Consider the following 16769-nt stretch of genomic DNA (forward strand, 5'->3'; position numbering starts at 1 on the left):
GCGGCGCAGACCGCAGGACGGGAGGGGTCGGCGACTTCCTGGGGACGGCGGGGTGGGTGAGCCGGAGGTGTGCAGGCGGCTGTTGTGCCCGTCCTGGTCGCCGGCGCTCTCGTCGTTGAACCAGTGGTCCCCCGGCGCCAGATACCGGAACGCGCCACTGCACTCCCCTGGCAGCTCCACCGTCACCGCCCGCCTGCCGTCCTTGCGCGGTTTCACGGGGTCGGCGCCGGGCCGTCAACTCGTTGAGTCACCCACCACGCTCACCGGACCCGCAGAGTGTCCGCGAGCGGGTAGGCGCCGATGCTGTCACCTTTCGCCCTCGGCATCCGTCATAGGTGCGACGGCCGGCTACGCACGGCCATCGCACCGACGAGCGAATGGGGAACCGGATGGTGACCACCCTCATGTACGTGACGGTCTACGTCACCGACCAGGACCGCGCGCTGGCGTTCTACACCGACGGCCTCGGCCTGGAGAAGCGGATCGACCACCCGGGGCCCGACGGGCTGTTCCTCACCGTGGGTGTCGGCGACAGCCCGGTGCAGATCATCCTGTGGTCGCAGGCAGCAGGCGCCGGTCGGCCGGCGGGTGCGCCCGGGCCGCTGATCCTGGAATCCGACGACCTGCGCAAGGATGTCGAGATCATGCGCCGGCGCGGAGTCACCTTCGAGGAGTCCGAGCCGGAGGAATATCCCTTCGGGCTCCGCATCGAGGCCCTCGAGCCGGACGGCAACCGCGTCTCTCTGCGTCAGCCGCGCACGCCGTGACAGCGCATTGGGCCCATCTCGTGACCGAGGCGTCGGGGGGCGCTGCCGGGTTGAAGGCGAGGCCGCAGGCACCGTTCATGGAGGGAGTTCGGACACCGCGTCATCCTGCCGCCCAGGCACTACGGTGACCGAGCGCCGGCCACCAGCGATCCGAGGGCCGTGCGCCGGTGGGTGACCGAGCGGCCCGTGCGGGTTGTCGTCGTCATGCCCGCCGATCTCAGGGCGGCCGCGTGGGACGAAGCCGTCGCGTTGCTGACGTGGAGAGCACGGGCCAGGGACGTCGTGGTGTGAGGTTCGGCCAGGAGGTGCAGGGCGTCCAGCCGGGTGCGCCCCAGGACGGCGGCGAGGCCCTCGGCGAAGACGGCCGGGTCTCCCGCGCCGGGCGGGAGCCCGGGGCCGGCCGGGTAGGTCAGGACCGCGGGACGGCCGGGGGCGTCCTGGAGAAGTGGGCCGGCTGGGTGGTGGAAGGTGGGCAGCAGAACCAGGCCGCGCCCGTCGAGGCGGACGTCGCGGTCCGGCGCCGCGCCGGGCCATTCCCACACACCCTCATGGATCCGGCTGCCCGGGGCGAGGCCGGTCAGGGTTGCGGCCAGGCCGTGCTCGGCGATCGTCAGGGCGTAACGGGTGAATTCCTCGCGGTGGAGGTCCTCTACAACGGACCAGACGGGGGCGAGGACCGTCTCGTATGCGGCCCGCTGGGCGCGGCGCAGGGTGTGCCAGGCCGTCTCCCGCCCCGCGTGCAGGTCGCGGATCCAGCGCGGGGCGGGCATCGCCGCGTAGAGCCGGTCCAGTTCGGAGCGGACGAGACCGGCGCTGGTGGCGCGGATTCGTCCGAAGCCTTCGGCGACGGTGTCGCCGAGGACGTCGAGGAACGAGGCCGGGTGGCCTGCCGGAGCCAGGTCGGCGAGCGGGCTGCTCGAGGCCGGGAGGGAGCGCAGGATGCGACCGCGCCACGGTGCGAACAGTGGGCCGCCGCTTCGTTCCATGGTTGTGGTAAGGGCGGCGTGCAGCTCCTGGAGGGGTGCTGGACGGACTGCGAACCGGGTACGGGCGAGGTCGTCCGGAGTGAAGTGGACTCGCAGCACTCTCACAGCTCCTCGCCCTGGGCCAGCCCTTCGGCCACGGCCTGAACCTTCGCGTCGTGACGGCCCCGCACCAAGGATGTCCGTATGACTTCACGACGCACTCTGTTGAAAGGCACCCTATTCGCCAGTGCCGCCGCCATGCTGCCCACGGCTGCGTCCGCCTCCGGTCGCGGCTTGGTCCTGCGCCTGCCCGCGCCCACCGGCCCGTACCCGGTGGGCATGGAGGTGGCCCATCTGAGGGATCCGGCCCGTTCGGACCCGTGGGTGGGTGGTGCAAGGGAGTTGATGCTGACGATCCTGTACCCGGCTCGATCGGTGCACGGGTTGTCCCGGGCGCCACAGCTCACTCCGGCCGAGGCCAGGGAATTCGCCGACCTTGCGCCCCACGTTCATCCCGGCCTGCCCGGGCCGGGGGCCGTGGACTGGGGTGCGCTCCTCACCCACGGACACGTGGGTGCGCCGCCTCTGCCCGGCCGTCGGCCGGTGCTGGTGTACTCACCGGGCGGCGGTGACTCCCGCACGCTTGGCACGACCCTCGCCGAGGACCTGGCGAGCCACGGCCGGGTGGTCGTGCTCGTCGACCACCCCGGTGACGCTTCTCAGGTGGAGCTGCCGACCGGGCTACGACGGACCGTCCTGCTCGGGCCGCCGGACCCATTGACCTTCCGCACGATGGTGGACACCCGGATCGCTGACCTCCGCTTGATTCTGGACCGGCTCGGTGAATTGCCGCTCGCCCGGGTGATGGACTCCAGCCGCATCGGGCTGTACGGCCATTCCGCAGGCGGCACCGCGGCGGTGTACGCGGCGCGTGAGGACCGCCGGGTCGGCGCGGTCGCCAACCTGGAGGGCTATCTCGACCTGTACCCGGCGCCGGTCGCCTTCGCCCGCCCGCTGCTGCTTTTCCGCACCGCCGGATTCGACGGCGCCACCCGTATCGAATCGTCCTGGGCGTCCCTTTCCGGCCGCCGCGCGCTGCTCCCGGCGGCGAACCACTGGGCGTTCACGGACTACGGCTCGCTCGTCGCACAACTCCATACAGGCGGCTTGGTGACAGCAACAGCACGGGCCGGGCTCATCGGTACCGGCGACCCGGTCGTGACACTCGCTGAGGTACGGCGCCGGATGGGTGCCTTCTTCGCCTGCCTCTGAGACGGCGGCCAGGGGGCTCCCGTTACGGCCGTACGGGGCGCCGTCAGCGCCCCGGGACGCCGACAGGCTGCAGCGCGGCCCCGGGCACACAGTCGTGCTCGAGTGCTGTCGGGCGCCAGGGGCGCGGCGAAGGCGTGGGGTCGAGCTGGCACACGCAACCTCGACTCGAGGCGCGTGCGAGCCCACCAGCACGTCATGGCGGGCTTCCGAGGGCATCTCGGATCGGTCATCATGGAGGCCCATCGGCGATCCGAGGGTGGGTACGAACGAGGGTGGGAACATTCTGGACGGGCGACAGAGCAGGCCGGAGGAGGTCGGACCCGCCCCGTGGCTGGCGCTGGCCTGTCTGGTCGGGCTGTTTCTGGCCTACGTCGTACTGACGAACTTCACCTCAGAGCTTCGGGCGGCGCTGTGGGGCGAGCCCGGCACCGTGACCGAAGCCGACTGCCGGACGTACGACAACACCGGGGCCAATGCGGGAACGTCGACGTCCTGCTCGGGTACCTTCACCCCGGAAGACGGCGGCTCCTCGTTCGAAATCCCCGTCGAGGGCGGCATCGATTCGCAACCGGTCCGCGCGTGGCTGGTGGACGGCCCGTCCGGCACCGCGTATGTCTCACCAACGCTGTGGGCCGGGGTGCTCCCGGTGGGGCTGTCCCTCCTCCTGGCCGGTCTCCCGGCGGCGGCGACGGTGAAGCGTGTGCGCCGGGTCCGCGCACAACGCCCCAGAGAGCCGCTTCACGGATCAGACCCAGAGTCGAGTGTGTGATCGACGACAAGCACGACGGCTACAGCGAGCATGTCCCCCTGGCTCGACATCGACAAGCGGGCCTGTCGCGATGGGAGCGGCCCGCGGCCGAGGGCTGGCTGAGGCGGGCCCGCGCGCAGGTTCCAGTGAAGCTGGTTGGATTTACTCTTTGAGCGTTGGCTGCCGATCCAACTGGCTAGCTCGCGGGCCAAAGCGAGTTCGGCCTTCCGTCATCGCCCATGTGCGCCCGCTGCCAGATCTCGTTCCAGTTGAACGGGGTCACCGGCACGAACCGGTGCCGCTGCCCACACGGACATGGCGCCAGCAACCACGCGCAGCCACGGCACAGCTCGACCCAACCGTGCCCGGTCGAGCTCAGCACTCGCGGTCCCTCATCCCCACAAGCCGGGCAGCCAGGCAGCTCGGTACCGTCAAGAATCGCGTTCTGCCGCCGTACATACTCGGACAGGCGCAGCGACGGGTGAAGAAACGGGTCGTCGAACCAGGCACGGTCGGGACTTTCCCACCAGTTCCGTAGCCACCACGGCCGAGGGTTCGGTACCGCCCGCCGCCCGGCCTGCTTCTCGGCCCGGCGTTGCTCGGCGTACTGCTCTGCCCGTGCGAGCCACAGCACACGTGCCTCGTGTAGTTCCTCCACCGCCCGCACCAGCGCGTCGGGGTCCTCCTCCAGCCGGCGGGGGATCGCGGCGCTGAGGGTGAGGTGGTGGTACGTAGCCCGCAGACCATAAGGGGCAAAAACGGTGAGGCAGGTGCGCAGCGCGCTGTGCCGCCGGTGAAGGGGGAGCCCGGAGTCGTGCACGTGCGCTCGGTGGGTCAGGAAGCTGGTCACGGTGTGGGTGCCAGGTCCAGTGCCCGTGCCAGGGCGGTGGTGACGGCCGCAGCATGTGCCGGCAGGCGTTGTTCCGCCCAGGTTCCGGCAAGGCTGAGGAAGTCCTGCAGATCCTGCTGGGCGTCGGCGACGAGCCCGCGTACGTGGTCTACCGGCAGCTCGATCACCGGGCTGCCGTCCACCCCATGAGCATCGAACGTGAACCGGACCACGTCGTTGACGCGTTCGGCCACCGAGGATGGATCGTGGCCGAAGTAGGCGCATTCGGTACCGTCGAGTACCTCCAGCCAGTCACGCCAGGTTTCCAGGCCGTTGCAGCAGCCAGGCTCGACGAAGACGGTGTCGGTGGCGTTGTCCGTCACCCGGAAGCCGCCGGCGGCGAACAGGTCAGGCATGGTGAGCAGCCCGTGCAAGAAGGCGCCGAGCGGGTCGGTCGGACACGACCCGTGCCCCTCTTCCGGCTCGAAGTCATTGCAGTCGGCGATGCGCATGACGGCCGTGCCGACCTCCGCCGGAGTCAGCCCCCCGTTCAGCACGAGGTAGCCATACGAATCGTGTTCGCCAACGGGCCAGAGCTCGAAGTCGTCGGAAGCGGAGTTCTCCAGAACGGGTTGCATAACAATCACACGGGGATGATGCCGGACCTGCTGCTTCGTCGCCACGGGCTTTCGGCTGCGGGAGGGGCACGGCAACGAGGACCAGGCCGTGGTCGCCGAAGGGGCCGCCACAGCCCGCGGCCCGGTTGGCCGGGGCCGTGAAACGCACACCGGGCGCCCGGTGGCGCACGAGTTCGTTTGGGCGTGGGGGCGGCTGCCAGGGTGGAGGCGTGCCGGCGGGACCAGCTGACCCGTACCGTTACCACGGCCGGGCCGCCGCGGTTGCCAGGGGCCGCGATCCGTCCGGCCGTCTGCCCCGAAGCAGTACGGGCCCGCTCCGGCGCCCCGGCGTGCCCGGTCCCGGCCGCCGCCGGGCGATCCGGCTATGCGACGTCGGCCGCAGCCGGCACCACCCGCATGGGCCGGGGAGAATCCGTCATATCCGCCGGCCCGCCCCACCCCACACCGCTACCGCACTTGACGGAACAGCCTCAGGATTCGAGATCCAGCACGGCCGTCTGCACGGCCACCCGTACGACCTCCCCGGACACCGACCGCCCCACCCACACCGGGTACACCCCGTCGCCGCCCGTGCAGAACACCGCCAGGTCCGCCCCGAGGCTTCCACCGTGCAGGTACGTGCCGACGACGGAGTTGGAGAGCCGGTCGTGCTCCGGTGACCCCTGCCGCCTCGCCCGCGCCAGCAGGTCCCGCAACTCCTCCCATACCTCGGCGTCGCCGAACGCGCCTGCGGCTGCGTCCGTGCCGAAGCCGAAGGCCGTACCGGCCCGGAGCCGGAGCGTGTCGTCACCCGGACCGAGCGCCATCTCCCAGGCTGCCACGGGGCCTTCACCGATCAGCAGCCGGACGGCCACCGCCTCCATGTACGACCCCCAGTGCTCCTCCCCCACCTCAACCCAGGCCGCCTCCATCGGGTACGCGCCCGGCGGCACCTCCACCGTGATCCCGGACAGCCCCTCCCCGGTGTCCGGGCAGGCCACCGCCAGCACCCCGCTCGGCACGCGCACGCTTCCGCACGGCACCGGGTCGAGGACCTTCAGCCCGGGGATCTCCGCCCCGGCCCGGAACACCCGGTCGAAGTCGACGGGCCCGCGCAGCCGCGACGGCACCCGCCGCCAGCCGGGCGACTCCGCGTCAGGCAGCACGCCGACCCACTCCGGGAGCATGTCCGCCACAGGCAGCGCCGGCCAGTCGTCGAAGCCCGGCCGGACCACCCACAGGTCCCCGTCGGCCACCTCCACCTCGGCCTCCAGGGAGTCGCCCCGCATGCCCCCGGGCTGGTGCGAGATCCGGGCCGTGGCGTCGGCGGACACCTCCACCGCCGTGCGGGGGCAGTCCACCGCGTCCTGCGCCGTCCCCGCGTCCGGGTACCGCCGCACGAGCAGCCGTCGCAGCAGCAGCAGCCGCTCGTCGTCGCGTACCCGCAGTTCCACCTCGGCGGTCCGGCGGCCCTGCTCGTCGTACGCCCAGGCGTCGACGGTGCCGGCCCGCCACGCCACCATCCGCACCCCGAGCGGCACTCCGCGCCCCGGAGCGCGGTACACCACCGCGTACGGCAGCCCCTCCGCGTCCCGCGCCCGCGCCTCGTCGGGGGACAGCGCCCGCCCGCCGGTACGGGACCCCGTGTGCCAGGACTCCTCGTACGTCACGTACGCCGTGTCAGACATCGGCGGCGACCCCGTCCCGCTCGGGCAGGATCTCGGGCATCCCCTCGATCAGCACCACGACGCTGACCAGCTCGCCGGCCTCGCAACGCCCCAGCCACACGGGGTAGGTACCGTCTCCGGTCGTCGCGAAGGCCATCAGTTCGCCGCCGGTGGCCGTGTCCCAGGTGTGGTGGATGAACATCGACCCGTCGGTGAGGTCCTCGTACCCGTCGAGGTCCGGCTCCCCGTCGATCAGCCCCCGCTCGAAGAGCGAGAGGAGCGACTCGAAGGACCCGGCATCGGCGAAGCAGCCGGTGGCGCCGTCCGTGTCGAATCCGGCTATCTGCTTCTCGATGAAGATGCGGCGGTCGTCGTCCGCCCCGAGGGCCATCTCCCAGGACGCCGCAGGGGTCTCGCTGAGGAGCAGGCGGACGGCCGTGGGTTCCGTGGTCTCGACCTCGGCGTTGCGCCACTCGCAGTGGTAGCTGAATGCGACCCGTGCCTCGTCGAGCACGTACTCCCCGGGCGGGACGGGGACCGTGATGTGCGGCCCGTTCTCGTGGCCGGTGAAGAGGCCCGAGACGGCCAGCAGCCCGCTGGGGACGCGCACGGTACCGACCCGGTGCGGCTCCACGACCGTCTGCTCGGGGTGGTACCCGTCGGTGACCCGCACCCCGGGCCGGAACAGCTTCCCGATCCGGCCCGGTTGCGCGGGACGCGGCGGCCGCCAGCAGGAGGCGGGCGCCTCCCCGACATCGCCCTCGAGGACCACGGCCGCCTCGATGGGCGGCGGCTCCGTGAACCCGTGCAGCTGCGCCGACAGCAGCGGCCACTCCCCGAAGGCGGGTCGTTCCATCCAGCGCTCGTCCTCGCGGAGGCCGGCCGAGGTGGCGTAGCCCCGGGGCTCCTCCACCCTCCGCCCCCTCCCGTCCGGGAACAGGTCCAGGATGACGCGCGGGCACTCCGGGTCGAACTCCGCCGTCTCCGGGGCCGGGTAGTTCCAGGCGACGGAGTACCGGTGGAACAGCCGCTCCGGGTCGTCCAGCAGCCTCAGGTCCAGGTCGTGTGTACGGCGGCCCTGGACGTCGTACACCCACAGCCCGACGTGATGGTCCCGCCAGGAGACGAGCCGGACCTCCAGCGGCACATCCCGGCCCGCAGTCCGGTACACCACCACGTACGGCAGCCCGGCCGCGTCCCGCTCCCGGGCCTCTTCGGAGGACAGGGGCCGCCAGGCCGCCCGGGCCTGCGGGTCCCACGCCTGCGCGTACCCCACTTCGACGACCATGACCACTCCCTGCTCCTGCGCCCCTACATGTTCCTGAGCAAGGTAGCCGCCGTCTGTGACAGCGGTCCCTCGTCTGGTTCCTCGGGGCCGCCGTGACCGCCCTCACCCCCGTCCTGCACTGGCGCGCCCTCTCCCCCGAAGGCGGGCCCGCCTTCGGCACCGTCCACGCCGATGCCGGGCAGTACGCCGACGCCGAAGACGCGACCCGCCTCCTTGGAGACACCCTCACCCGCATCACCACCGGCTGACAGCCGACCGGGCGCGGGGCCGCGCCCCGCCGATGGAGGCTGCCAGCCCCGGCAGGTCATCCGCTGCCACGGGCCGGAGCGGCCGCATCAGCGGCGGCGGGCGATGGTGATGCCGTCACGAACGGGGAGCATCACCGTGTCCACCCGGTCGTCTTCGGTGATCCGGTCGTTCAGGCCTCGCCTGGTCAGGTGGCGCTCGTCCTGGTCCGGCGCAGCGTGACACCGGCCGACTGTTCCTGGAGGGGCAGGGCTCGGATCGTCCGGGGCGATCGTGCCCTCCTCCACCAGGATCAGCAATGCGGCGGCGGTGACGGACTTGGTGATCGAGGCGACCCGGAAGATGGAGTCCCTCGCCATCGGGACGCCGCCCCCGGCGTCCTGCGCGCCGACAGCCACCACGGGCACCGGGTTGTGCACGGCAACCGTCCAGAACGGTTCCACACGCCGGTCGTCCGCATCAGTCCCGAGCAGTTCCCGCGCGAACCGGGGAGCCACCTCTCCTGGTCTTCCGCAGCGGGATAGGGCCCGAGCCACGACAGCCCACGCCTCCCCCGGTGCGGCTGGGTCTCCGAGCATGGGCAGCAGGAGGAGCAGCCGCTGTGCCTGATCGACGAGGCCACCGAGGTCCGACGGGCTCTCCGGCAGGCTCGCGGCGAGGGCAGTCAGCTCTGTCCAGGACAGTCCGGGGCCAGCCGACTCGGGCCCGCACTGCCCCAGATGTCCGAGGCGGTCCCATGCGGGCGGTGGGGGCGCTGGCAGGAGCCCTGGTCGGGCTGCGGATCAGAACCTCCCGTCCGCTGGTCGTGGCCAACATGTGCATGGCGCTCGGATGCCTGCCCCCGGCCCTCATCGCGCTCCACGCGCACCCCGTGGTGATCGCCGTGGCAACAGCCCTGATGAACGGCGCCCTCGGGCTGAGCTCGACCTGTGGGACGCCACCGTCCAGCGGCGCATCCCCCCGGAGTTGATCTCCCGGGTCGACTCCCTCGGCTGGCTGCTGTCCACCGCCATGAATCCGGCGGGCATGGCCCTGGCCGGGGCCGTCGCCGCGGCCGTCGGCCCCGGCACGACGCTCGGTGTCGCCGCCTTCCTGGTCGCGGGTTCCTCCCTGGGCCTGCTCGCCGTCCGCAGCGTCCGGGCACCGGATCCGGCCACCGCGCCGTCCGGGGCTGAGCCCGTCGTTTGGCGACGCCGGCCTCCTCGACCACTCCCGGGCCGTCCTCGACTCCGCCCATCGTGCGCAGTGGTTCTCCGGGTCGGCCGGCTCCTACAGGGGTCGCCCGCCCGGTCAGTTCATCTGGCCGCGGACCAGTTCACGGAAGGGGCCCGCCGGGTCCGCGAGGAGTTCGGCCGGTGGGCCCTGCTGGGCGATGCGGCCGGAGGACATGACGATCACCCGGTCCGCGTCCATGACCGTGGAGAGCCGGTGGGCGATGACCACGCGGGTGCAGCGCAGCGCGCGGGTGGAGTCGGTCACCACGCGTTGGGCCTCGTTGTCCAGCGCGCTGGTGGCTTCGTCCAGGAAGATGACGCGCGGCTTGCGTATGAGGGCCTGGGCGATCATCAGGCGCTGGCGCTGGCCGCCCGAGACGGTGCCGCCGCCGTCGGAGAGGATGGTGTGCATGCCCATCGGCATGGCCTTGATGTCCGCCGCCAAGCCCGCCATCGCGGCGGCCTCCCACGCTTCGGCCGGCGAGTACGTCTCGGCACCGCTGATGCAGTCGAGGATCGAGCCGGAGAAGGGCTGGGCGTTCTGCAGGACGACCCCGCACTGGCGGCGGACGGCCGCCTGATCGAGGGCCGCCAGGTCCTGGCCGTCGTACAGGACGCTGCCGGCGGCCGGCCGGTCGAAGCCGATGAGCAGGCGCAGCAGGGTGGATTTGCCGCAGCCGCTGGCTCCGACGATCGCGACGAACTCACCCGGGCGAATGTGCAGCGACACGTCGTCGAGGACCAGGGGGCCGTCGGCGCTGTAGCGGTAGGAGAGGTTCCTCGCCTCGATGGCGCCGCTCAGCTCACCGGGCATGGTGGAGGATCCGCAGACCTCGGGGGGCTCGGCGAGGAGCGGCCTGAGCTGTTCGAACATCGGCTGTACGGCGGCGGCGGAGAGGAGCGCGCCGGTCAGCTGCGTGACCGAAGCCAGCATCATCGTCACGGCGGTGCTGAAGGTGAGGAAGTCACCGGCGGACATGCTGCCCCGGGCCGGCCCGGCCAGCAGCATGAACATCACGAGGGTGCACAGCGGCAGACAGACCGCGTTGAGCACGGTGACGGCGTTCTTGATCCGGCCGATGCGCTGCTGGAGCTCGCGGGTGCGCGCGAACTCCTTCGCCCAGGCGGCGTAGGCGAAGCTCTCGGCCATCGCCACGCGTAGCTTGGGCAGTCCGCGCAGGGTCTGGAACGCCTGGTTGTCGAGCCTGTGCCCGAGCTCGATCAGCTGTCGCTGGTAGCGGAGCTGCCACAGCCCCAGGCCCAGGAACACGGCGGCGATGACGAGCAGCATGGCGATCGCCGCCAGCGCCAGCGGCACGCTGAACGCGAGGAGCAGCGCGAGGTTCACCACGGCGACGGCACCGGCCTGGACGCACACCGAGCCGATGCCGGACAGGGCGCTGCGGATGGCGCCGATGCCCAGGGCGGCGCCGGCCAGTTCGCCGGTGGAGCGGCCGGCGAAGAAGCTCACCGGCAGCCGCAGGAGCCGGTCCCATACGGCGGGCTGCAGGGTGGCCTCGATACGGCCCTCCATACGCAGGACGGAGACGTTCTGCAGCAGGATGAACGCGGCCGAGACGAGGCTCGTCGCGATGAGCGCCAGCGCGGTCTGCACGATGAGGCCGCCCTCGGCACGGGGTACGTACTCGCCGAGCACCTTTCCGGTGGCAAGGGGTACGAGGGCTCCCAGGCCGACCGCGACCAGCCCGCCCAGCAGCAGCCCGCGCAGCTCCCTGCCGGTGCCGCGCAGGCTGAAGCGCAGCAGCCGCGGCAGGCTCGGCTCCCCCTCGGGCAGCGGACGGTAGAACATGAGGCCACGTGCTTCGAAGGCGGACGCGGTGTCCTCGTCCACACGCTCGCGCGTTCCGCGGGCCGGGTCGACGGCCTCGTAGCAGCCGCGCCGCCACAGCAGGGCCACCGGGGTCCCGTCCGCCTCACGCCGGCCGACCAGCGGCCCGCTGTCCTCCCGCCACCACCGGCCGCCCAGGCGGACCGTACGGGTACGGATCCGCGAGGCGAGCGCGAGCTGCTCGACGGGATCGGTGCGTCCGGAGCCGGAGGCGGCGGAGCCCGTCGCACGCCCCTCGGACAGTGCGATGCCGGCCTCGGCGGCGACCAGGCGGCACACGGCGAACGCCGCGTCGTCGCTCGCGCCGCGCCGCGGGCCCCGGCCCGAGCGGCCGATGGACGCCAGCAGCGTGCGGTCGGCGCGGGTACGGGCGGCCTCGCCGGCCCGGATACCGGCTGCCGCGCGGTCCTCGTGGGCGCGTTCGAGCTGCTCGATCCAGTCCCCCAGGGCGTCCAGCAGCCGGTGCTGCTGCTCGACCATGCCCTGCCACAGCGTCGCGTCGAGGAGGAGGGCACCGGTGGCGCCGTACCCCTCGTAAGCGGCGCCGTACCCCACGCTGCCGGGGCTGACCGGGATCCACAGGATGTCGTCGTCGGTCCCGCCCCGGGAGGTGCCGGCCCGGTTTTCCAAGGGTGCCTGGTAGAGCACTCGCAGGCCCCGGCCGACGCCGAGCGCGAAGGCGTACTCGAGGGGGCTCAGCGGCGCGGCGTCGTAGGGTGAGCCGTACTGGCCCTGGTCGTACGACCACGGGTCGGCGTACGGCGTGCTCCCCAGCTCGTGGAGCTCGATGCGGTGCAGTCGGCAGCCGTGCAGGGGGCGGCCCACCAGCGTGTGCCCGGGGCCGTCGGGCGGGCCCAGCAGAAGGGTGCCCGCCTCCAGCCGGCCCAGGAAGTGCCAGTGTCCGGCCTGCGCGGCGTCGACGGCGAACAGGTCCAGGTCCCCCTCGACGACGAGCCACAGGACGAGCGGCCCCTCCAGGGACAGACTGCGCACACCCGCGCAGTCGACGGCCGCGCCGAGTCCGCCCAGGGCCGCCACGACCGGGTCCGGGGCGACGACGGCAATTGGTTGGGCGTGGGCCGGGTACGGGGATGCCACCTCAGTGCTCCTTGACCAGTTCGGCGTACGGGCCGCGCGCGGCCAGCAGCTGTTCGTGCCGCCCGCGTTCGACGACCCTCCCCCGGTCGAGGACGAGGATCTCGTCGCTGTCGCGCACCGTGCTCAGCCGGTGGGCGATGACCACGCACGCGCAGCCGCGTCGCCGCAGGTTGTCCATGACGGTCTGCTCGGTCGCCGCGTCCAGGGCGCTGGTCACCTCGTCCAGGACCATGACGCTGGGGCGGCGCACCAGGGCCCGGGCGATCTCCAGTCGCTGGCGCTGGCCGCCGGAGAAGTTCCGGCCGTCCTGCTCCACCCGGCTGTGGATGCCGCCGGGGCGCCGCGCGACGACCTCGTACACGGCCGCGTCCTCCAGGGCGGCGATCACGGCCTCGTCTGGGATGGAGGGGTCCCAGAGGGCGACGTTGTCGCGGACCGTGCCCTCGAAGAGGAAGACGTCCTGGTCGACGAAGGAGACCGACGCCGCCAGCGCGCCGCGCGGGATGTCCTCCAGGCGCATGCCGTCGATGCGGATCGTGCCCTCCCAGGGCGTGTACAGGCCGGATATCAGCCGGGAGACGGTGGACTTGCCGCTGCCGGAGCCGCCGACGAGCGCGACCTGCCGGCCGGGGCCGACCGAGAGGGAGAATCCCTTCAGCAGCGGGGCGTCCAGCGGGCTGTATCCGAAGGTGATGCCCTCCAGTTCCACACGGCCGTGGAGGCGGCGCGTCGCGGCGGGGGGTTCACGTCGGGTGTAGAGCGGGTCGACGGGGAAGTTCTCGACGTCCTTGAGGCGGGCGACGTCGGCCGTGAAGTCCTGGATCCGTCCGGCCACGCCGTTCAGCCGGGTGATCGGCGCGGTGAAACTCGTGACGAGTGCCTGGAAGGCGACGAGCAGGCCGACCGAGAGGTGTCCCTCCACCGCCCGCAGGCCGCCGATCATCAGGATCAGCGCGCTGTTGAGCGCCGCCAGCGTGGGCGCGACGACCGCCAGCCACGCGCTGGGCATGCCGAGGCGCTGCTGCACGTCGAGGGTGACGGCGTGCCGGCCGGCCCAGCGGCGGAAGAAGCCGTCCTCGCCGCCGGTGGCCTTCATCGTCTCGATGAGCTGGAGACCGCTGTAGGAGGTGTTGATGAGCCGGGCGTTCTCGGCGCGCAGCTTCTGGGTGCCGGTGGCCCGTACGCGGATCACGATGCGCATGGCCACGAGATTGAGCAGGGCGATGCCGATGCCGACGACGGTGAGCTGCGGATCGTACGTCCACAGCAGCACCGCGTAGAGGACGACGACCACCGCGTCCACACCGGCGGCGGCGAGGTCCCTGGCCAGGGTCTCGGCGACCGCGTCGTTGGACTGGAGGCGCCGGACCAGGTCTGCCGGGCCGCGCTGGGAGAAGAAGGCGACCGGAAGCCTGAGGAGGTGCCGTAGGAAGCGGGCGCTGCCCAGGGTGGAGGAGATGATGCGCCCGCGCAGCAGGTTGGCCTGCTGGAGGCCGGTGAGCACGGCCGTCAGGAGCAGGGTGGCCGCCATCGAGGCGAAGAGCACGCCCAGGAGCGAGGTCTGCTCGCCGATCAGGAACATGTCGATGTACGTACGGCTCAGCGCGGGCACCGCCGCGCCGACGGCCACCAGGAGGAGGCTGGAGAGCACGGCCGCGAGCAGGGTGCCCGAGGTGCCGCGCAGGCGGGCCGGCAGGGCGGCCAGAATGCCTGGCTTGCGGCCGGTGCGGCGGAAGCCCGGGCCCGGTTCGAAGGTGAGGACGACGCCGGTGAAGCCGGTGTCGAACTCCTCCATGGGAACGAAGCGCCTGCCCTTGGCCGGGTCGTTGACGTGGACGCCCCGGCGGCCGAAGCGGCGGCCCATGCCCTCGTAGACGACGTAGTGGTTGAACTCCCAGAAGAGGACGGCCGGGGGCCGCACTCCGGCGAGCGCGGCCAGGTCCATCTGCATGCCCTTGGCCGCGAGCCCGTAACCCCGTGCCGCCTTGAGGAGGTTGCTCGCGCGGGAGCCGTCTCGGGAGACCCCGCAGGAGACCCGCAGCTCTTCCAGGGGGACGAAGCGGCCGTAGTGGCCGAGCACCATGGCCAGCGCGGCCGCGCCGCATTCCACCGCCTCCATCTGGAGCACGGTGGGGGTGCGTACGGGCCGGGGCGTACGGCCTCGCGGGGCAAAGGCGGGACGGCGGCGCGAGGAGCGGCGACCGGCGTTCTTCCGCCGCTGCGGGGCGGTCACGGCAGCAGCCAGTCGATGGGCCGCTGCACGGCGAGGTGGACGGCTCCGGTGACGGGCGTCGCGGAGTCGACCGGGTAGGGGGGACCGTCCTGGGAGGACCAGCGGTAGCCGGACGCGGTCGCGGACGAGCGCTCGAGCCGCACGACCACGGCGACCGGATCGCCCTGCCGGGTGAACTGTGCGGCGAGCCGGCCGTCACCGAGGAAGCCACCGATCTGCGCCGCCGTCTGGGGCGCCCGGCCTACCGCCTGGACGCGGCCGCGCAGCACCCCGTACCGGGGCTGGGGGACGGACTGGACGGTGAGATCGACCGGGGCGCCCACGGGGATGGCCGCGCTGCTCGGGCCGGATACGTAGAGCAGGGCGGTCAGCGGCTCGGCGGGGTTCTTCACGCGTTCCACGGTCGCGACGTCCGCGCCGGTCGTCAGGACCGAACCGGTCTTGGCGACCAGCGTCGTCACCCGCCCGCCGGCCACCAGGCGTACGACCTGCTCGCCGCGGTCCGTCGCGACCCGGACCAGGGGCGCGCCGGGGGCCAGCAACTGGCCCTCTTTGGCCAGGGCCTCGGTGACCTGTCCCGCATACGGGCTTTGCAACAGGTAACTGCCCTCGGGGTGAGTGAGGATTCCGGGTGCGCTCAACTTCGCGGACACGGATCCGGTGCATGCCCAGATGCTCGCGGCGGCCATGACGACCACGGTGACCGCCAGCACGAGCCGGCCCTGCGGACGCGCGAATCGTACGGGCAGATCGAGTTCTTCGGGCGATTGCAGCTTGGAAAGCGCCTTTTGGCGGAACTGCACGGGGTATTCCTTCGACTGCGTGAGCCGCCGTGAACCCCGGAACGGCTGCGTTCCGGGGTTCACGGGCGACAACCGGCCGTACTCAGAGACCGGCGACGCCGACCTGCACGCCGGCGATGCCGGTGACCGCACCGGGCAGGGCCGTGGCGGCATGGACGGTGTCCAGGGAGGTCACGGCGCCCAGCACGGTCTGGACGTCGCCGAGGACGGCGCCGGCGAGGCCACCGGAAATCGCCACACCGCCGGCGACGGCGTCCAGTTCGGTGTCGTCGATCTCGCGGGTCTCGATGTCGTTACGCATGGTTGCGCACCTTTCCTTCGTATGAGAATTCGTCAATTGCCGTGACTGAAAGGGGAAAACGGCCACGGGCATTTCCGCCGCGGCAGCCCGGCCCGGGCCGAACCCGGGCAGGGTTTCCGAGAACCGCCGGCGGTGGGCAGATGTAAGCACGCGAACGAGTGGTCATGCCAACCGTGTTGACGCTCGCCGCGCCCCGGGGCGTGAACTCGGGCGAAGGGCCTCCCCATTCATTCGCCGGATCATCGCAACGCCTTCACAAGATCGAGTAACGAATATGCGAGGCCCACGGCGCTCACCCGACATAAAGGGGCACACGGCCATCAAACACCTGGGGCATTACGGTCATACCGCGGTGCGGCGCGGGAAGGGGCGCCCCTCCGGTGGCAGGTGTGAAGATTTGCCGAAGTGGTGCACCACGTTCCGGTCGCCCGGGGGAGGCCGGATCGTGAACGTCGGTCCGGTGCGGCCGGCATCGGCCGCCGGCTCGCCACCCGACACCGCGACTCCGCCGCTCAACACCGAGCAGCAGACCCGGCTCGGCAAGGCGGGCGGCACCCTGCGGGCCGCGCCCACCCGCCGAGGGCCCACCGGTTCGCGTGCGCGCGAATCTCGGCGGACTCCGGCACTACCCCGAAGGCGAGGCGGCCCGCTGACACCGCGCCCAGAGCACGCCCGGGCAACGCTCCACCCGAACCCTCGGCGACCGAAGGCTGTACCTCCTCGTCCACCCGCCCCACACAACCGGCCCTGGCCAGCCGATAGGTCAGAACTCACGAAACTGAGAAAATCCCCCACCGGTCTCTCACATCAGAGACGGTGACACCAGACACCAAAGAGGCCCTGACCAGCACCAACACCTCAGATCCCCCCTG

At 72.0% G+C, this 16769-nt stretch carries 14 protein-coding genes; 4 read left to right on the plus strand and 10 right to left on the minus strand.

Features of this window, described 5'->3' with window-relative positions; genetic code table 11:
- The first annotated feature begins 404 nt into the window (after window positions 1-404).
- Window positions 405-767, plus strand: a complete 363-nt coding sequence (locus BX286_RS00445; protein WP_261993599.1) for a VOC family protein — start codon at window positions 405-407, stop codon at window positions 765-767.
- A gap of 119 nt (window positions 768-886) precedes the next feature.
- Here the strand turns inward: BX286_RS00445 and BX286_RS00450 are convergent, their stop codons facing one another.
- Window positions 887-1852, minus strand: coding sequence for a helix-turn-helix transcriptional regulator (locus BX286_RS00450; protein WP_079431442.1), 966 nt, complete (start codon window positions 1850-1852; stop codon window positions 887-889).
- An 84-nt stretch (window positions 1853-1936) separates the two neighbouring features.
- On the opposite strand from BX286_RS00450, the gene BX286_RS00455 reads away from it, so the two are divergent.
- Both BX286_RS00455 and BX286_RS00460 read left to right on the plus strand, forming a co-directional pair.
- Window positions 1937-3004 carry an acetylhydrolase gene (locus tag BX286_RS00455; protein WP_079431441.1) on the plus strand — a complete coding sequence of 356 codons (1068 nt, stop codon included), beginning with the start codon at window positions 1937-1939 and terminating at the stop codon, window positions 3002-3004.
- 256 nt (window positions 3005-3260) lie between these two features.
- On the plus strand, window positions 3261-3773 hold the full coding sequence (locus BX286_RS00460; protein ID WP_121014282.1) for a hypothetical protein: 513 nt from the start codon (window positions 3261-3263) through the stop codon (window positions 3771-3773).
- A gap of 175 nt (window positions 3774-3948) precedes the next feature.
- Here the strand turns inward: BX286_RS00460 and BX286_RS00465 are convergent, their stop codons facing one another.
- The 4 genes from BX286_RS00465 to BX286_RS00480 form a co-directional block, all read right to left on the minus strand.
- Window positions 3949-4602 carry a hypothetical protein gene (locus BX286_RS00465; RefSeq protein WP_100861987.1) on the minus strand — a complete coding sequence of 218 codons (654 nt, stop codon included), beginning with the start codon at window positions 4600-4602 and terminating at the stop codon, window positions 3949-3951.
- Complete coding sequence (locus tag BX286_RS00470; protein ID WP_315974677.1) at window positions 4599-5264, minus strand: hypothetical protein; 666 nt, start codon at window positions 5262-5264, stop codon at window positions 4599-4601. Before BX286_RS00470 ends, BX286_RS00465 begins: the two co-directional genes overlap by 4 nt.
- A gap of 425 nt (window positions 5265-5689) precedes the next feature.
- A complete protein-coding gene (locus BX286_RS00475) occupies window positions 5690-6886 on the minus strand; it encodes a DUF4241 domain-containing protein (RefSeq protein WP_121014284.1) in 1197 nt (398 codons plus the stop codon).
- On the minus strand, window positions 6879-8153 hold the full coding sequence (locus BX286_RS00480; protein ID WP_079432182.1) for a DUF4241 domain-containing protein: 1275 nt from the start codon (window positions 8151-8153) through the stop codon (window positions 6879-6881). Before BX286_RS00480 ends, BX286_RS00475 begins: the two co-directional genes overlap by 8 nt.
- Before the next feature lie 92 nt (window positions 8154-8245).
- Between BX286_RS00480 and BX286_RS36255 the strand changes: the two genes are divergently transcribed.
- A complete protein-coding gene (locus BX286_RS36255) occupies window positions 8246-8401 on the plus strand; it encodes a hypothetical protein (protein ID WP_159036651.1) in 156 nt (51 codons plus the stop codon).
- 87 nt (window positions 8402-8488) lie between these two features.
- On the opposite strand, the gene BX286_RS37810 is transcribed toward BX286_RS36255, so the two are convergent.
- The 5 genes from BX286_RS37810 to BX286_RS00510 all read right to left on the minus strand — a co-directional run bounded on the left by BX286_RS37810 (window position 8489) and on the right by BX286_RS00510 (window position 15897).
- On the minus strand, window positions 8489-8896 hold the full coding sequence (locus BX286_RS37810) for a serine hydrolase (RefSeq protein ID WP_315974678.1): 408 nt from the start codon (window positions 8894-8896) through the stop codon (window positions 8489-8491).
- Window positions 8897-9689: 793 nt separating this feature from the next.
- Window positions 9690-12560, minus strand: coding sequence for an NHLP bacteriocin export ABC transporter permease/ATPase subunit (locus BX286_RS00495; RefSeq protein WP_121014286.1), 2871 nt, complete (start codon window positions 12558-12560; stop codon window positions 9690-9692).
- Window position 12561: 1 nt separating this feature from the next.
- Window positions 12562-14805, minus strand: coding sequence for an NHLP family bacteriocin export ABC transporter peptidase/permease/ATPase subunit (locus BX286_RS00500; protein WP_398898870.1), 2244 nt, complete (start codon window positions 14803-14805; stop codon window positions 12562-12564).
- Window positions 14790-15596, minus strand: coding sequence for an HlyD family efflux transporter periplasmic adaptor subunit (locus BX286_RS00505; protein WP_121014288.1), 807 nt, complete (start codon window positions 15594-15596; stop codon window positions 14790-14792). The genes BX286_RS00500 and BX286_RS00505 overlap by 16 nt, the downstream gene beginning before the upstream one ends.
- Before the next feature lie 82 nt (window positions 15597-15678).
- Entirely contained in the window at window positions 15679-15897 is a 219-nt protein-coding gene (locus BX286_RS00510; protein ID WP_079431433.1) for a hypothetical protein, read from the minus strand.
- Window positions 15898-16769: the final 872 nt, after the last annotated feature.

The sequence above is a fragment of the Streptomyces sp. 3211.6 genome, assembly GCF_003634815.1.
Classification (GTDB): Bacteria; Actinomycetota; Actinomycetes; order Streptomycetales; family Streptomycetaceae; genus Streptomyces; species Streptomyces katrae_A.